We start from the raw sequence: 16,533 nt of genomic DNA, 5'->3' as shown, positions 1-16,533 counted from the left end.
ATCCGCCCGGCATCCTGTGACTTCTGTATGCCGGGCGGGTAATGCACGCTATGCGTGTTTTTTAAGTACCAGGTCAACGCCTTCATTCAACATTTCATTAATGGACATCCCCGTAGCCTGTGCGGCGATAGTCAGTGCCTGATGGCGCTCCGGGGTCAGGCGGGTTGTCACCTTACCGCTAAAAGATTTATAGGGGGCTATTCCATCTTTACGGCATTCATCAAGGAATATACGCAGTGATTCTTCGCCTTCTTTTTTTAGCTCATCTACGCTCCTGGCGTAGAAATCGGCGCCGCCATTGAGCCCGGTAAATTCACCGCGGAACATCTCAATTTCAGGGTCAAAGGTGATGATTGCCTGATGGCCGTCGATTTTAAGTATATTGATCATGGTCTTATTCCTAATACATCTAACCATATCCTGATAGCGTTTACTGCTCCCTTGTCGGTGGTTGGCCTTGGGTGCGGGCGGTGAAATATCCGTTTTTCACCCCGTAATAAAACAGCAATTCTTGAACCTTCACGTTCATGGATCTCTGCCCCGAGAGCAATAAACAGAGATTCAATCTCTGACCATTTTATCGATCCACTCACCGGGTGTTTGAACAGATCGGACAGCGTCTTTTGATGTCGTTTGTTCATAAAGGGATAGTATCAAAAAATGACACCATGACGCAGCTTAAAGCCAAAGTATAGCGTTAATATGATGAAGAGTGATGGGGAACACAGACAGATTCTCGTCCATCTGATTATTCCCTTCAGGGGCGGGTATTGTCATCGTAAGATGTCACAAAAAAATCCCCGCCGTTAAAGGCGGGGGAGTCGTTTCACAACACTCGAAACGGCGTCAGATGACAACCGCAAACCAAACGTTAGTTGAGCGTTCACCGCCTCGCCATTTCTGGCGCGGGTTTTTATCAGACAATAGTTGAATCTGTGAACCATATCACACCTGGATGACGGCATAATATAATGATTTAACACCGTTTTTAGATACCATGATTCATTATTGAATTTGATGCGCTTCAGGATGTATCGCAATGAGCAAACTGGACAACTTTTTACAGCAGGCGCTGAATGCCGGCTCCATTAGCGGAACCTCGTTGATTATCTCTCTGTATGGCGATGCGCTGCTGCATCGCGGCGGCGAGGTCTGGCTCGGTAGTCTGGCGACGCAGCTGGAGGGGCTGGGCTTTGGCGAACGCTTTGTGCGCACTTCGCTGTTTCGTCTGAATAAAGAGGGCTGGCTGGAGGTGGAGCGGGTCGGGCGTCGCAGTTACTACCGGCTGACGGAGTCGGGGCGCCGCCAGGCCAGGCGTGCGGAAAGCAAAATCTACCGCGCCGCTCAGCCGGAGTGGGATGGTAAATGGCTGCTGCTGCTGTCGGAAGGGCTGGAGAAAAACCGGATGCTGCAGGTAAAAAAAGAGCTGATGTGGCAGGGTTTTGGAACGCTGACCCCGAACCTGATGGCGTCGCCTTCCCAGCGGATGGCGGAAGTGCAAAGCTTTCTGCATGAGTCCGGGGTGGCGGAAAACGTTATCTGCTTCGAAGCCACGGCGCCGCTGCCGCTGTCGCACAGCGCCCTGAAATCCAGGGTGGAGAGCTGCTGGCAGCTGAGCGATAAGAATGCGCTCTACGGCGAATTTATCGATACCTTCCGGCCGCTGTTACCGCTGCTGCGCGAGGCGGGCGATGAACTGACCCCGGCGCGCAGTTTTAATCTGCAACTACTGCTGATTCATTTTTACCGGCGGGTGGTACTGAAAGATCCGCTATTGCCGGACGAACTGCTGCCGCCGCACTGGCTCGGCCAGAGCGCGCGCCAGCTGTGTATTAATATCTATCAACGGACCGCGCCCGGCGCGCTGACCTGGGTCAGCGCCAACAGCGAAACCACGGTGGGCGAACTGCCGCCGCCGGGCAGCGGCTGGTTCCAGCGTTTTGGCGGCCTGCAACCGCCGGAATAAGGAGGTCGAATGCCGATATATCAGATAGACGGGCTGACGCCTGTAGTGCCCGGCGACAGCTATGTTCACCCTACGGCGGTATTGATTGGCGATGTCATTCTGGGCCACGGCGTGTGGGTCGGCCCCAATGCTTCGCTGCGCGGCGATTTCGGACGCATTGTGGTGAAAGACGGCGCCAATATTCAGGATAACTGCGTGATGCACGGCTTTCCCCAACAGGAAACCCTGGTAGACGAGGAGGGCCACGTCGGCCACGGCGCCATTCTGCACGGCTGCCATATTGGTAAAAACGTGCTGGTGGGAATGAACGCGGTGGTGATGGATGGCGCGCAGATAGGCGCCAACAGTATTATCGGCGCCGCCGCCTTTGTGAAGGCGAAGGCGGAGTTTCCCGAAGCCAGTCTGATTCTGGGCAGCCCGGCCAGAGTGGTGCGTGCGCTGCGCCCGGAAGAGATCGACTGGAAGCGGCGCGGCACGGCGGAATACCAGGCGCTGGTGCTGCGCTGCCAGCAGACGCTGCATCAGGTAGAGCCGTTGCGTGAGGTGGAGCCGGATCGCAAAGCGCTGGTGTTTGATAAGGGGCTGGCGGCGAAATCGGAGCGGAAAGACTGAATGAAGTCCGCGCAGCACCGGGGCTGCGCGGATTGGCCAGGCCGGTTATTCATAGAATATGGTGAACTCGACGGCGGCGTTGGCGGGGCCCGCTTTTAGCGGGACGACAGTACCGCTGGCCGAGGTCTGACGAATGCGCGAATAACGGGCCCGTAATGGAATGGTATAGCTGGTAGCGTTGCTGCCCAGGTAAAACTGATTCAAAAAGGCTTTACCGCGCCAGTCGTAATTACTTTCAGCCAGCGCGTTGCTTAAGCCCATGCCTGCATTTTGAAGAGAGATATCATGTATCTCAATGCAAACGCCTTCAGCGCCATTGGCGACCGCATCGGTTTTTACGCATGTATCACCGCCGTAGGTGTAACCTTTTTCATTAACCGGATCCAGACGATAGGCAATAACGGTGGGATACCAGGGGTCGCCCACAAAAGTATTACTGCTGCCTTCACCAGCCCAGCTATTAGTGGCGCCGGTAAAGCTCAAAAAATCTTCGTAGCGACCAGCCATTACCGGGCAATTGATAAGCTGAATATTGAACTCCTTCCAGGGGGAGCTCCAGGTCGCCTGTTGTATCTCTTCGGTTATCTCGTATTCGCCTAATTGCACATAGACATCCGGCGTCTGGCAGCTACCGGCAACCACATTAAGAGAGCCGCTGATACGGATGCGCTGGCCTTTAACATTAAAGTCTGCCGCCATATTTTCACCCGGTTGGGCATAAGTGATAATGGCAGGAATATCAATGGGTAGATTCCAGGTTCCGGCTGGAATATCCCCGGTTTTCACCAGCGCCAGATAGAAGTAGCCTAACCCTATGTTCAGGCTATTTGCATAGGGCAGCTCGCTGTCCGATGTAACGCTTTTTTCCTGGGGGAGAGAGCGGGCAATGGTGTTGTCCCGCCAGACCAGACTGTATCCGATACCAGGCGTGCCGGTTTCATAAATGTCATAGCCGTTAAGTTGCCCAACGGCAGCCGGTGCGCCATTTTCAAATTCAATTTTAGTCACCACGCTGAAGCTCTCTTTGGTGCCCGAATTTGATGTGCAGTTACTGTAGGTGGTGGACATGGCGCCGATATTGGTTATCCGCTGTGAAAATAGCTCGCTGCCAAAAGGCAGATCGCGCAGCGCGCTGACGGTCACGCTGCTGGAAAGAATGGGAACATTGAGTTCCACATAATCCGGTGGCGTGCCAACATCGACGCCATTGACTCTCGGCACGGTACAGGTCACCAGCGCGCTGGCCGAAGTACTGTAGAGTAAAGCGCCTGCGATAAGCGCGCCAGTGGCGCTGGCCTGGCGTAAAAATCCGTGTGGTATCCGCATGGTCTTTTTCCTTAAATCGGGTCAATCCGGTGGCGCTATCAACGCGCCACGCAGCGGCCATTGAGGGTTAACATGCCGCTATTGTTCGCTTTAGCGCGGTTCGGTAACTGGTAATTCAGCAGACACTGCTGGTTCGGCGCTTCGCCCCAGCGTACCTTCAACTGACCGCTCTGCTGGGCCAGGCGGGCGAAGATGCGCCTTCCCTGGCCTACTACGCCCACGGCGTTCTGTTCGCCGTCAAATACATCCGCGCCGAACGGTACGTGACTGTCGTTATCCAGCACGATCAGGACCGGCGTACCCATAGTGGTGCCATAGCTGAGCTTAACCACGGCGCCGCTGTAGGGCGCCACTTTCTGACTGGTCAGATTCAGCTCCACATCGTCGGGTAACCCTTTGGGATCGATGCTGATTTCATTCATCTGCCAGGCGTTAAGATAGGGCACTACCGCATAGCCGAAGCGATCGATCCTGACGCCGGGATAGTTGCTGACGGCGGCGCCTTTGGCGCCTTTCGCTTCCACCAGCGCCATGGTATCGCCGCTGTAGGGTGACAGCGTAACGCCGCCGCTGTGCAGCACGGCGGTTCCGTTCATGCCCAGCGAGTAGTTATGGTAGTGTTTGCCCGCCCCGGCGGAGGCCTGTACCGTGGTCCAGGGGGTGCGCAGCGAACTGTTAAAGGCGCCGCTACTGGAGCCGCCCTTATTGGCGTTAGCGGCGCTGACGCTATAGCTCAGCGCACTGTTTTCCAGCGCGGTGCCGCTCAGACCCACCTGTTCGCGCAGTCGCCCGTCGTTATCCCGGTTCAGGTTGACCGACATCTGGCTAAACAGGCTGTCGCTGGAGAAGGGGATACTCATACTCAGCATATAGCGGGTTTCGTATTCGCCTTCGCCGTTGCGGTTGCGACTGGCGCTCAGACTGTAGTTGATACGGCCAATATGGTTGTTATAGCCGAACTGGTACTGGCGATCGCTACCGCGCTGATTCCAGTAGTCCTGCTGATACAGACTGGCGTAAAAGTTTCCCCAGCCTTCCGGCAGCCGCTGGTTGGCGGTTAGTCCCAGGCGGCTTTTGGGCCGGTACAGTTCTATCTGGCGATCGTTATTATCCATCGCTTCGCGTAGCTGCATGGCGGTCATAAAATCCATATAGCCTTCGGTAGAGAAGCGATAAGCCGCCACGCTGATATTGCTGCCGGTCTGCTGAATCATATGGCTGTATTTAAGCTGATAGCTTTCGCCGGACATCGAGCGGCCAAAGCTTTCATACTGTTTCGGCAGCGTACTTCTGGCGTGGGTGACGTCGAACGAAAAGGCGCCCACGGGGGTGCCTACTGCCAGCCCCAGTTGGGCCACCTTATAGTCTTCGTTGCCCTGAATGCCGGTATAGGCCGTAAAGCGGTTGGAAAGCCCGCGACGCCAGGTGAATTCGGCGAGCAGGGGCTCATCTTCAACCCAGCCCTTACGCAGATGGCCGACGGTGGCGCTGTAGTGAGTAATGCCCGGTCGCAGCAGGTTACTGGTCGAGGCAAAGGGGATGCTCTGACGCTGCACTGAACCGTCGGCCTCTTCGATAATCACTTCCAGTTCGCCGCCGTAACCGGTGGGGTAGAGATCGTTAATTTCAAAAGCGCCCGGCGCCACCGTAGTTTCATACAGCAGACGGTTCTGCTGCATCACCTTTACCCGGGCGTTGGTTCTGGCGATACCGGTAATTAAAGGCGCATAGCCGCGCTGGGAGTCAGGCAGCATCTGCTCGGCGTTGGCTAACTGAATACCGCGAAAGGCGAGGGTATCGAACTGTTCGCCGGTGGTATGGGCGTCTCCCAGGGTTAAACGACTGCTTAATGGCACAATATCGCGCTGCACGTAGGTATCCAGCGACTGATAGCGGCGGCCGGCATCTTCCTGCCAGCTCAGACTGCCGTTATGGCGAAAATACCAGCCCATAATATTAAAGCCGCTGTTAATACCGGCATAGAGCGCGTCGCTTTCGTTATTACGGGTCACGCTACGATAAAAGTTGGCGTTGTAGTTCAGAATACCGGCGGTAATGCCCTGATCCCACAGCGCCGGGTTAACGTAGCCGCGCGGGCGCTTAATCAGATAGATATCGGCCACCGCCAGGGAGAGCATCTGTTCGCCGGTATCCAGATCGAATGACGCCTCCGGCAGAATCTGGTCCACGGGCAGACACTGGTCATCGTCGGCGCCATTCAGTAATTCCAGCGACGCTTTCGAGAGTTTCTCGATATTAATTTCCAGATTAATAAAGGTCTTTTTAGTCAGGCAGATTGCGCCGTCCGGCAGGGCGCCAGAGCCGTCCGACACCTGCAGGTCGTAGCGCCCCATAGCGACGCCATTAATCAGCACCTCGACGTTATATTTTCCAGGAACCGGTACGCCTTTCTCATAGCGGGCAATATCGATCCGGTTTTTGCTGTCGGGGCTCATAAAGTTGGTATTAAATTCGACAAAAGAGGCATCAGCGGCCTGGGCGACAGGAAAATATGCCGTAGCAATGGCAATCGCTAACGGGCAAAGCTTCAGCGTGCCGTTGATCTTAAGGTTAAGGTTCCGTTCCATAATATCTTCCTGTACTGCGCTTTATCATCTGTTTTCCGGCACTACTTTTTTTCGCTATCAATAACGCGCATTGCGCCAAAGTCGTTGATAATAAATGGATAGTAATTCCCTTCGCTGCGGCTTAAGGTAAAGGTTTTGGTAGCGCCAGGGGCTATCATGCCGCCGCTGCCAATGCTCTTTTTCCCCTCGCGGTCGTCAGAGAAATAAGCGACGTTAATAAAATAGGGGCTGGGGTTGGTGGCGGTGACCGTAGTGCCCTGGCGGGACCACTTCACCTGCTGTTGCGCGTCGCTGGCGCTTATAGGTAATCCATCCGGGCGGAAGAACAACTTCAGACGTGAACGGAATGCCATTTGCAGCATGCTCTTGCCTTCGGCGTTCTTCACCTTCGCGGGAATTTCCAGCACGTTAAGATAGAAGATCGACTCTTTATCTTTGGGCAGCGGCTCGCCGGTATAGCGGATACGCAGCGACTGGCCCTTGCCGGGATCGACGCGGTTAATGGGCGGCGTCAGAGTAAAGGGTGCCTGGGCGTTGTCCGGTCGGGAGTTACGATCGCCGGAGTCGATCCACGACTGAATTAATACCGGCGCCTTGCCGTTATTGGTCATCTTGATCGAAACTTCTTTATCCTTTTCCGGATAAACGACGCGGGTACCGGCAATAATAATGGCACTGTGTGCGGAAAAGGCCACAAGCGTGGAAAGCAGGGCGAGAGTGGTGGGCAGTAATTTCATTTTCATCGCTTAAGTCCTTTTTTGCAGGCGAGCATTGCGCTCGCCTGTATCCTTAACAGGAGGAATTTCAGGTACGATTATTCGTAATCGATGCTGAAGTTAACCTGGCTTTTTACCGTACCCGGGGTGGTGGCGCCCATGGCGTAGTAACGTACGGTATATGGCAGGCTGGCAGAGCCGCTGCTCATATCGATACGGGTGGTGTTGGTGGTCTGGCTGGTGTTACCCACCTGCAGCGGCTGCTCGGTCTGCTGATCCAGCAGCTGCAGCTGAACGTTGGTCGCGCCATCGGTCACGCCTTCGTCAGTGTTCAGCAGGTTATAGGTGGTGGTATCGACGGTAGAGCCGTTTTCGAAGAACGCTGCGGCGGTAGAGGTGCTGGTGACGCCGGTGCAGTTAGCCAGCTCAATGCTGAAGCCGGTGTCTGCGGTCGTTTCGCCCAGGGTCTGCAGCAGTGAGGTGCTGACTTCCGGCAGAACCACGGTGGCCGGTGACGCCTGACCGTCTACGGTGATGTCGCAGGTGGTGGCGGTCAGCTTGCCTTCGAAATAGATAGTGCCGTCGGCTGCCAGAGCCTGAGTGCCGAATACGCCAGAAGCTAAAGCAGCAGCCAGTAATGTTTTCTTGATGTTCATTGTACAAACTCCATGTATATTGAAATACCCTTGCGGAATAAACCTGCATTCGCATAACAGCACTATCTTTATGCTTATTGATGCTCTGCTTAGTTGATGAAGACGATAAATTTACGGCCACAAATATATGTGGCAATACACAGCTTTCTTTTCTGAAGGCTGAGGCGGATTGTTATCGACAATTGGATATTAAGATTGTCCTGGTTTGCTGTAAAGCGCTGGCTGGCGTTTTCCTTAAAAATAAGATGAATTTCTTTATTGTTATTCGGCAGGGAAAATAATTCTGAGAATATAATCTCAACTTCCTGATGGTGCTAAATGGTTGTGATTTCAGAATGATTGCAGGTGAATTGTGATGTTCATCATAACTATTGGGCGGTCATTTGGGAAAATAATCCTGGGTTTTTTTGCAGGAGCCATTAAAGCACATTTGCCGTTTGGGAATCGGCCTTACTTTTTATCTCTAAATAAGTACTTTCTTAATAGCTAACTACTAGTGATGAGGAAAAATCCTATGGCTGGCTATTCCTGGAACAGTACGTTTAGGTGATAAATGAAGGAATGACTGTCAAGCCGTGTCGGTTTTCAATGATAACAAAAGGTTTTAAATTTGTTGATTTTTTGTTTTTTGAGGGCGTTTTTTTTGCAAATAGTGCTATGAACAGTGACGCAGACATGATGGATATGCGGTTTTTCTCTTTTTTATCACCAGAAAAATGAGGAACAGAGCTGTCCGGAATCATGATGAATAAGAATTTTCTTGACGAGATTCGAAATTGGTTGAAATATTAATAATTACTACTTAAGGGTTGCGCTATGTGATTGTAACGGCTATGTGAATGTAATGATTGCAGTTTTTATAATTATCTTTATGTTATTAAACGAAAATAGAATGAGGGGGGTAAGGTTTTCTGATTTCAGGTAAAGGTTGAAAATCTGTCTCAGGATTGCATTCAAAGGTAAATATTAAGAAATTTTAATTTATCTGTGCCAGGATTTTTCCGCGCAAAAGAGTATTTGCGTCATATATACATGGTTGATTAATTATTCTAGATTGATTGTTGTAATGGAATGACGAAATCCATGGTTTGTTATGGAGAATCACATGGGGAAACAATTGAGCAGTGACGTAGATCGTGCATGTCAGGAATCCACAATTACTATTATTACGGCTGATAATTATTTTTATTTGGCTGTGAAGTATTTGATTCATTCGATGCTGCCAGAAATTCTGAGCAAAAAAGGGACGATCTATAATGTCGTACATTGTGAAAGTGTATTTCAGATGGATTTTCAGGATGCAATGAAGAGCGAGGATCGCCTGCTTATTGCTGACTACGATGTCCGGCTGATCGGCAATTCTCATATTCTTGAACTGTTACAGGGGATGAAGGTCTTCCGTTCTGTGATGCTGGTGCTCCATAAAGAGCTGGCGGTCTCCGAAGTGGATTACTGCCTGACCAAAGGAGCCCCGGTGGGAGCAATTAAGCAAATCCTGCTGGATTTTATTCTACAACAATCGGTACCGCAGAAGATGAATAGCGGGCAACTGCTGTCCCGCTTTACGCACCGCGAACATCAAATTATTCGCCTGATTTTGAAGGGCCGACGGGTTGAAAGCATTGCGAAAGAGCTCAATCTGAGCCCGAAAACGATTTATGCCCATCGTTCGCGAATTTATCAGAAGGCGGGGGTACGTAATCTACAGGGGCTGTTTCGTTGCGGAGAGTTGAATGCGGCGGAACTGAAATCGCCGGTGGCGTAACTATTGCCTCTTTTGCTTCCCGGAGCCATAAAAAACCCCGCCCATTTATGGCGGGGTCGCGTTCTGTTCTGACGCCTGTCAGGCGTTAACCACCGAGTCCACTGCAGCTTTGGCGTCGTTCTGCGCCTGGGTGGCGATTTCCGGCCCCATGGCGACGCCTTCCGCGAAGATGAAGTTCACGTCGGTGATACCAATAAAGCCCAGGAACAGTTTAACGTACGGCGTTAGCAGATCGGTCGGGCCATCTTTATGAACGCCGCCGCGGCTGGAGATGACTACCGCGCGTTTACCGGTGACCAGACCTTCCGGACCGTTTTCGGTGTAGCGGAAAGTGACGCCGGCGCGGGCTATCAGATCGAAGTAGTTCTTCAACTGAGTCGGAATAGTGAAGTTATACATCGGCGCGTTAAAGACCACGATATCGTGTGCCTGCAGTTCGGCAATCAGCGCGTCGGAAAGGGCCAGCGCTTCCTGCTGACGGGGTGTCAGCGGCGCATCGCCCGGACGCATGGCGCCAACCAGTTCACCGTCCAGTACCGGAATCGGGTCGGCGGCCAGGTCGCGCACGGTAATCTGGTCTGCGCTGTGTTTTTCACGCCACTGTTCAATAAAGTAGTCGGAAATCTGGTTGGACTGCGAATAGCCTGCCAGGATGCTGGACTTCAGAACTAATACTTTACTCATTCACTGATTCCTTACTTTGCGGTTATCGGAACGTTTTCCGTTGCATGAGTCCATGCTATTCATGATTGGGCTACAGTGATAGCGTAATATATCGAACCCTGAATTCAATTTTTTTGAACAAGTCGCACGGCAGCCCGCTATGGTAAACTACGGCTAATTATCTATTCAGCTTTCCTGCGTTGTATCTGAATCATGGAACAAAACACAGCCTCATTCGCCAGCCTTCAGGCTCGCCTCGACGATCTGATGCTAAGCGATAAAGCCCGCTTCGCCCGCCGTCTTCACGGGGCGAAAAAGGTTAAAAATACTGAGTCTCGCCAGGCCGTTTTTGAAAAACTGGCCCAGGAGATAGAAACCGCAGCCGGTAAAATCCTGCTGCGCAAAGCCGCGTGCCCGGCCATCGTCTACCCAGAAAATCTGCCGGTCAGCCAGAAAAAGCAGGCGATCCTGGAAGCGGTGCGCGACCATCAGGTCACTATAGTGGCGGGGGAGACCGGCTCCGGTAAAACCACCCAGTTGCCAAAAATCTGTATGGAGCTGGGGCGGGGGATTAAAGGCCTGATTGGCCACACTCAGCCCCGCCGTCTGGCGGCCCGAACCGTGGCTAACCGTATTGCCGAAGAGCTCCAGACCGAACCGGGCGGCTGCGTAGGCTATAAGGTGCGCTTCACCGACCACGTTGGCGACAACACTATGGTGAAGCTGATGACCGACGGTATTCTGCTGGCGGAGATCCAGCAGGACCGGCTGCTGATGCAGTACGACACCATTATTATTGACGAAGCCCATGAACGCAGTCTGAACATCGACTTTCTGCTGGGCTACCTGAAAGAGCTGCTGCCGCGTCGCCCCGATCTGAAAGTGATTATTACCTCGGCGACTATCGATCCGCAGCGCTTTTCACGCCACTTTAACCAGGCGCCGATTGTTGAAGTCTCCGGCCGTACTTATCCGGTGGAGGTGCGCTACCGCCCCATTGTGGAAGAGGCCCAGGATACTGAACGCGATCAGCTTCAGGCGATATACGATGCCGTGGAGGAACTGGGCCGGGAAGGGCCCGGAGATATCCTGATCTTTATGAGCGGCGAGCGGGAAATTCGCGATACCGCCGACGGCCTGACCCGGCTTAATCTGCGCCATACCGAAATTCTGCCGCTCTATGCCCGACTCTCGAATAGCGAACAGAATAGGGTGTTCCAGTCTCACAGCGGGCGGCGCATCGTGCTGGCCACCAACGTGGCGGAAACCTCGCTCACGGTGCCGGGGATTAAGTATGTAATCGATCCGGGTACTGCCCGCATCAGCCGCTACAGCTATCGCACCAAAGTGCAGCGCCTGCCGATCGAGCCGGTCTCCCAGGCTTCGGCCAACCAGCGTAAAGGGCGCTGCGGCCGCGTATCGGAAGGGATCTGCATCCGGCTCTATTCGCAAGACGATTTCCTGTCGCGCCCGGAATTTACCGATCCGGAAATTTTGCGCACTAACCTGGCCTCGGTCATTTTGCAGATGACGGCGCTGGGGCTGGGGGATATCGGCGCTTTTCCATTTGTGGAAGCGCCGGACAAACGCAATATCCAGGACGGGGTTCGGCTGCTGGAAGAGCTGGGGGCGATTGCCAGCGATCCCCGGCATGACGGCTATCGTCTGACCGACACCGGGCGCCAGCTGGCGCGTCTGCCGGTGGACCCCCGCCTGGCGCGAATGGTGCTGGCGGCGAGCCAGTTTGGTTGCGTGCGTGAAGTGATGATTATCAGCGCCGCGCTCTCGATTCAGGATCCGCGCGAGCGGCCTCAGGAAAAACAGCAGGCCGCCGATGAAAAACATCGCCGTTTCCAGGATAAAGAGTCCGACTTCCTGGCCTGGGTTAATCTGTGGAACTACCTGCTGGAGCAGCAGAAAGCGCTGTCCGGCAACCAGTTCCGCCGCCTGTGCCGCAGCGACTATCTGAACTGGTTGCGGGTGCGCGAATGGCAGGATATCTACACCCAGCTACGCCAGGTGGTAAAAGAGCTGGGGATTCCGGTCAATAGCGAGCCCGGCGACTATCGCTCGGTGCACTGCGCGCTGCTGACCGGCCTGCTTTCCCATATCGGCATGAAAGATACCGATAAACAGGAGTTCACCGGCGCCCGTAACGCCCGGTTTGCGATCTTCCCGGGCTCCGGGCTGTTTAAGAAGCCGCCCAAATGGACCATGGTGGCGGAACTGGTGGAAACCAGCCGCCTGTGGGGGCGTATTGCCGCGCGCATCGATCCCGAATGGATCGAGCCGCTGGCCGGGGATCTGATTAAGCGTTCATATAGCGAACCTCACTGGGAACGCGGTCAGGGCGCGGTCATGGCCAGCGAAAAGGTAACCCTGTTCGGCCTGCCCATTGTGGCGGCGCGTAAGGTGAACTACAGCCAGATCGATCCCGTATTGTGTCGTGAACTGTTTATCCGCCATGCGCTGGTGGAAGGCGACTGGCAGACCCGCCACGCCTTCTTCCGGGAAAATCAGAAGCTGCGGGCCGAAGTCGAGGAGCTGGAGCATCGCTCCCGGCGGCGCGATATTCTGGTGGATGACGATACGCTGTTCGAATTCTACGACCAGCGCATCGGTCATGAGGCTATCTCGGGCCGTCATTTCGATAGCTGGTGGAAGAAGGCCAGCCGGGAAAACCCGGAGCTGCTCAACTTTGAAAAGAGCATGCTGATTAAGGAAGGCGCGGATAAGGTCAGCTCGCTCGACTATCCCAACTTCTGGCATCAGGGCAATCTGAAGCTGCGCCTGAGCTACCAGTTTGAACCCGGGGCCGATGCCGACGGCGTCACGGTCCATATTCCGCTGCCGGTGCTGAATCAGGTGGAGGAGAGCGGTTTCGAATGGCTGGTGCCGGGGATGCGCCGCGATCTGATTATCGCCCTGATTAAGTCGCTGCCGAAACCGGTGCGGCGCAATTTTGTTCCGGCGCCGAACTACGCCGAAGCCTTCCTGGGGCGCGTCACGCCGCTGGAAATGCCGCTGCTGGAAAGCCTGGAGCGTGAGCTGCGCCGTATGACCGGCGTGACCGTTGAGCGCGATGCCTGGCAGTGGGATATGGTGCCCGATCACCTGAAAATTACCTTCCGGGTGGTGGATGAACGCAATAAGCCCCTGCGCGAAGGCAAGGGTCTCGAGGCCCTGAAAGGGGCGCTGAAAGGAAAAGTACAGGAGACCCTTTCCGCGGTGGCGGATGACGGTATCGAACAGAGCGGGCTGCACCTCTGGAGCTTCGGCACGCTGCCGGAAAGCTACGAGCAGAAGCGCGGCGGCTACAAGGTGAAAGCCTGGCCTGCGCTGGTGGATGAAAAAGAGAGCGTCGGCATTAAGCTGTTCGACAACCCTCAGGAACAGCGGCATGCCATGTGGCGCGGCCTGCGACGTCTGCTGCTGTTGAATATTCCATCGCCCATCAAATATCTGCACGAAAAGCTGCCCAACAAAGCGAAGCTCGGGCTCTACTTTAACCCCTACGGCAAGGTGCTGGATCTGATTGACGACTGCATCGCCTGTGGGGTGGACCGCCTGATTGAGCAGGCCGGCGGCCCGGTCTACGACGAAGCCGGTTTTAATCGCCTGCACGACAAAGTACGCGCCGAACTTAACGATGCGGTGGTCGATATCGCGCAGCAGGTGGAGCGCATCCTGAGCGAGGTCTTTGCCATTAATAAACGCCTGAAAGGGCGGGTGGATATGACCATGGCGCTGGGGCTGTCGGATATTAAGGCCCAGATGAGCGGGCTAATCTATCGCGGCTTCGTCACCGGCAACGGCTGGCAGCGGCTGGGGGATACCCTGCGCTATTTACAGGCAATCGAGAAGCGGCTGGAGAAGATGGCGGTGGATCCGCATCGCGATCGCGCACAGATGTTGAAGGTGGAACAGGTGCAGCAGGCCTGGCGCCAGTGGCTGAACAAATTACCCGCGGCCCGTCGGGAAGATGAAGAGGTACAGGCGATCCGCTGGATGCTTGAAGAGCTACGGGTCAGCTACTTCGCCCAGCAGCTCGGCACTCCTTATCCGGTTTCCGATAAGCGGGTGCAGCAGGCCATGGAGCAGATTAGCGTTTGAGTGGTCAACGGTTGAAACGGGGCGCCAGTGAGGGCGCCCCGTTTTTTTGCGTGGCGTTACGCAGGGTTCAGTGGTTGTTTTTGCAATGTTGAGTTTCCCGGAGCACAATATTTATACACATCATCTATACACACTCAGGAGGCGTGTTATGGCATATCGCGTCACGGATAAGAAAAGAACCAATGTCACCATTCGCGCCGATCTGTTGCAGGAAGCACGCGCCTGCGGGATTAACCTGTCGGCCCTGTTGGAACACTCTTTACAGGAAAAGTTAAAAGAGGCGCGTAGGGTACGCTATCTGGAAGAAAATCAGGCGGCTTTTGAATCGCATAATCGCTTTATCCAGAAGGCAGGCCTGTTTTCAGATGATGAAGGCATTCTGTGATGACGCAGTTTGATGTCTATTGTAACCACGGTCGGGGACGGGAGCATTACCCCTATTTTATGGTGCTTCAGCATGATCTTTTTGATGCCCTGAGCACCCGTCTGGTTGTTCCATTGGCCCATCGCGGCGGGCTGGTTCCCGTTAAGGGCATCCATCTTTGCCTGAGCATTGAGGGTAAAGAGTGTCTGGTGCTAATGGATCTGATGACCAGCGTGGACAGGCAAAGGCTGGCACGAACTCCGGTAGGTAGCGCGCAATCCTTGCGCACTGAGATTATTGCGGCTCTGGATCTGCTGGTTACCGGAATTTAATCTGCCAGATACGCCCTCTGATTATCAGGAAAGATGGGTCTGACCGTCCGGCGCCCGGGGCGTGCGTTGGCGGGTGGCGAAGAAGATTGCCAGCAGCGATATCAATACGGTCACTGCCATATACCAGGCTACCGGAGTCCAGTCGCCGCCGGAGCTTGCCAGCAGTCCTGTGGCGATAAGCGGCGCGGTGCCGCCAGCCAGCGCGGCGCCCAGCTGGTACCCCAGAGTAATGCCGGTATAACGGACGCTGGCGTGGAAGATTTCCGAACACAGGGTGCCCAGCACCGCCGTGACCGGTGCCCAAAGAATACCGAAGGCAATCACCGTCGCCAGCATAATGCCCCAGGTGGTGCCGGTATCCAGCAACATAAACCAGGGAACGATAAACAGCCCCATCAGCACCACGCCCATGGTATAGGTGCGCTTACGGCCAATCCTGTCGGAAAGTAGCCCCATTAGCGGGATCATCACGGTGGCTATCAGCGCCCCCAGGGTCACCGACTCCAGCGCCTGGGATCTTTCGTAACTCAGCGTGCTGGTGGCGTAACTGACCACAAAGGTAGAAAAAATATAGAAGGGGGCGGTTTCCACCACTTTCAGTCCGGCGGCGATCAGCACTTCGCGCCAGTGGTGTTGCAGCGTGGCCCGCAGCGGCGCCTTGCTGACCTGACCGCTGCGTTTCAGATTCTTAAAGTCCGGGGTTTCGTCGATGTCCTTACGGATCCACAACCCCAGAATCACCAGTACCGAACTCATCAGAAACGGAATGCGCCAGCCCCAGCTCAGGAACTGCTCTTCGTTAAACATCGTCATCAGCGAAACAATAAAAGTCGCCATCAGCATGCCGATAGTGACTCCCGCCTGGGGAATGCTGCCAAAAAAACCTTTACGCTTTTCCGGCGCATACTCATAGGCCAGCAGCAGGGCGCCGCCCCATTCACCGCCAATGCCCAGCCCCTGGATTACCCGCATCAGAATCAGCAGTGCCGGTGCCCACATGCCGATACTCTCATAGGTGGGCAGCAGGCCGATCATCACGGTGGCGCCCCCCATCAGCGACAGGGTCAGCACCAGGGTTTTTTTACGACCAATGCGATCACCGATATGGGCGAACAGCACGCCGCCGATGGGACGAATAAAAAAGGTCAGAGAAAAGGAGAGCCAGGAGAGCATCAGCCCAATCACCGGGTCCACCATCGGGAAGAAAATCTTGTTAAACACCAGCGCGGCTGCGGTGCCATACAGAAAATAGTCGAACCACTCGATGGAGCTACCGGTCAGACTGGCGATAAGCACCTTCTTATTCTTGCGCAGAATAGCGGCGCTGCTTTCATGGGCTGTCATGGTCTTTTCCTCGCTACTGGGTTCCTCGAGTAACACCGAATCGCCAAATCGGGTGCAACCTCTGCGGACGTGAGGGTTATAAAATTGT

Annotated in this window: 14 protein-coding genes; 6 read left to right on the top strand and 8 right to left on the bottom strand. The window is 54.5% G+C overall.

The features are described from left to right. Positions 1-48: 48 nt before the first annotated feature. Both FEM41_RS18540 and FEM41_RS18535 read right to left on the bottom strand, forming a co-directional pair. Positions 49-390: a type II toxin-antitoxin system HicB family antitoxin gene (locus FEM41_RS18540; RefSeq protein ID WP_138097663.1), complete on the bottom strand. Its 342-nt coding sequence runs from the start codon at positions 388-390 to the stop codon at positions 49-51. Beyond that, positions 387-641 carry a type II toxin-antitoxin system HicA family toxin gene (locus tag FEM41_RS18535; protein ID WP_138097662.1) on the bottom strand — a complete coding sequence of 85 codons (255 nt, stop codon included), beginning with the start codon at positions 639-641 and terminating at the stop codon, positions 387-389. The genes FEM41_RS18540 and FEM41_RS18535 overlap by 4 nt, the downstream gene beginning before the upstream one ends. A 398-nt stretch (positions 642-1,039) precedes the next feature. On the opposite strand from FEM41_RS18535, the gene paaX reads away from it, so the two are divergent. Further along, positions 1,040-1,966 carry a phenylacetic acid degradation operon negative regulatory protein PaaX gene (paaX, locus tag FEM41_RS18530; RefSeq protein WP_138097661.1) on the top strand — a complete coding sequence of 309 codons (927 nt, stop codon included), beginning with the start codon at positions 1,040-1,042 and terminating at the stop codon, positions 1,964-1,966. Positions 1,967-1,975: 9 nt separating this feature from the next. Then, on the top strand, positions 1,976-2,578 hold the full coding sequence (gene paaY / locus FEM41_RS18525; RefSeq protein WP_138097660.1) for a phenylacetic acid degradation protein PaaY: 603 nt from the start codon (positions 1,976-1,978) through the stop codon (positions 2,576-2,578). A 45-nt stretch (positions 2,579-2,623) separates the two neighbouring features. On the opposite strand, the gene FEM41_RS18520 is transcribed toward paaY, so the two are convergent. The 4 genes from FEM41_RS18520 to FEM41_RS18505 form a co-directional block, all read right to left on the bottom strand. After that, complete coding sequence (locus FEM41_RS18520; RefSeq protein WP_138097659.1) at positions 2,624-3,904, bottom strand: fimbrial protein; 1,281 nt, start codon at positions 3,902-3,904, stop codon at positions 2,624-2,626. Positions 3,905-3,942: 38 nt separating this feature from the next. After that, positions 3,943-6,492: a fimbria/pilus outer membrane usher protein gene (locus FEM41_RS18515; protein ID WP_138097658.1), complete on the bottom strand. Its 2,550-nt coding sequence runs from the start codon at positions 6,490-6,492 to the stop codon at positions 3,943-3,945. A gap of 41 nt (positions 6,493-6,533) precedes the next feature. Next, a complete protein-coding gene (locus FEM41_RS18510; RefSeq protein WP_138097657.1) occupies positions 6,534-7,235 on the bottom strand; it encodes a fimbrial biogenesis chaperone in 702 nt (233 codons plus the stop codon). 71 nt (positions 7,236-7,306) lie between these two features. Further along, positions 7,307-7,864 carry a fimbrial protein gene (locus FEM41_RS18505; RefSeq protein ID WP_241666519.1) on the bottom strand — a complete coding sequence of 186 codons (558 nt, stop codon included), beginning with the start codon at positions 7,862-7,864 and terminating at the stop codon, positions 7,307-7,309. A gap of 1,105 nt (positions 7,865-8,969) precedes the next feature. On the opposite strand from FEM41_RS18505, the gene FEM41_RS18500 reads away from it, so the two are divergent. Next, the gene (locus tag FEM41_RS18500; RefSeq protein ID WP_168198825.1) at positions 8,970-9,629 is read left to right on the top strand and encodes a LuxR C-terminal-related transcriptional regulator; all 660 of its coding nucleotides are present in this window, start codon (positions 8,970-8,972) and stop codon (positions 9,627-9,629) included. 78 nt (positions 9,630-9,707) lie between these two features. On the opposite strand, the gene azoR is transcribed toward FEM41_RS18500, so the two are convergent. Continuing rightward, positions 9,708-10,313, bottom strand: coding sequence for an FMN-dependent NADH-azoreductase (azoR, locus tag FEM41_RS18495; protein ID WP_138097655.1), 606 nt, complete (start codon positions 10,311-10,313; stop codon positions 9,708-9,710). 192 nt (positions 10,314-10,505) lie between these two features. Here azoR and hrpA point away from each other — a divergent pair, with 192 nt between their 5' ends. The 3 genes from hrpA (at position 10,506) to FEM41_RS18480 (ending at position 15,101) form a co-directional block, all read left to right on the top strand. Then, positions 10,506-14,405, top strand: a complete 3,900-nt coding sequence (gene hrpA, locus FEM41_RS18490) for an ATP-dependent RNA helicase HrpA (protein WP_138097654.1) — start codon at positions 10,506-10,508, stop codon at positions 14,403-14,405. A 148-nt stretch (positions 14,406-14,553) separates the two neighbouring features. After that, complete coding sequence (locus FEM41_RS18485) at positions 14,554-14,790, top strand: type II toxin-antitoxin system CcdA family antitoxin (RefSeq protein ID WP_138097653.1); 237 nt, start codon at positions 14,554-14,556, stop codon at positions 14,788-14,790. Continuing rightward, a complete protein-coding gene (locus FEM41_RS18480; RefSeq protein ID WP_138097652.1) occupies positions 14,790-15,101 on the top strand; it encodes a CcdB family protein in 312 nt (103 codons plus the stop codon). The genes FEM41_RS18485 and FEM41_RS18480 overlap by 1 nt, the downstream gene beginning before the upstream one ends. Positions 15,102-15,125: 24 nt before the next feature. On the opposite strand, the gene FEM41_RS18475 is transcribed toward FEM41_RS18480, so the two are convergent. Further along, on the bottom strand, positions 15,126-16,445 hold the full coding sequence (locus FEM41_RS18475) for an MFS transporter (protein WP_138097651.1): 1,320 nt from the start codon (positions 16,443-16,445) through the stop codon (positions 15,126-15,128). Positions 16,446-16,533 lie beyond the last annotated feature (88 nt).

Source organism: Jejubacter calystegiae (assembly GCF_005671395.1).
GTDB lineage: Bacteria > Pseudomonadota > Gammaproteobacteria > Enterobacterales > Enterobacteriaceae > Jejubacter > Jejubacter calystegiae.
This window is presented reverse-complemented; position numbering and strand designations above follow the sequence as displayed.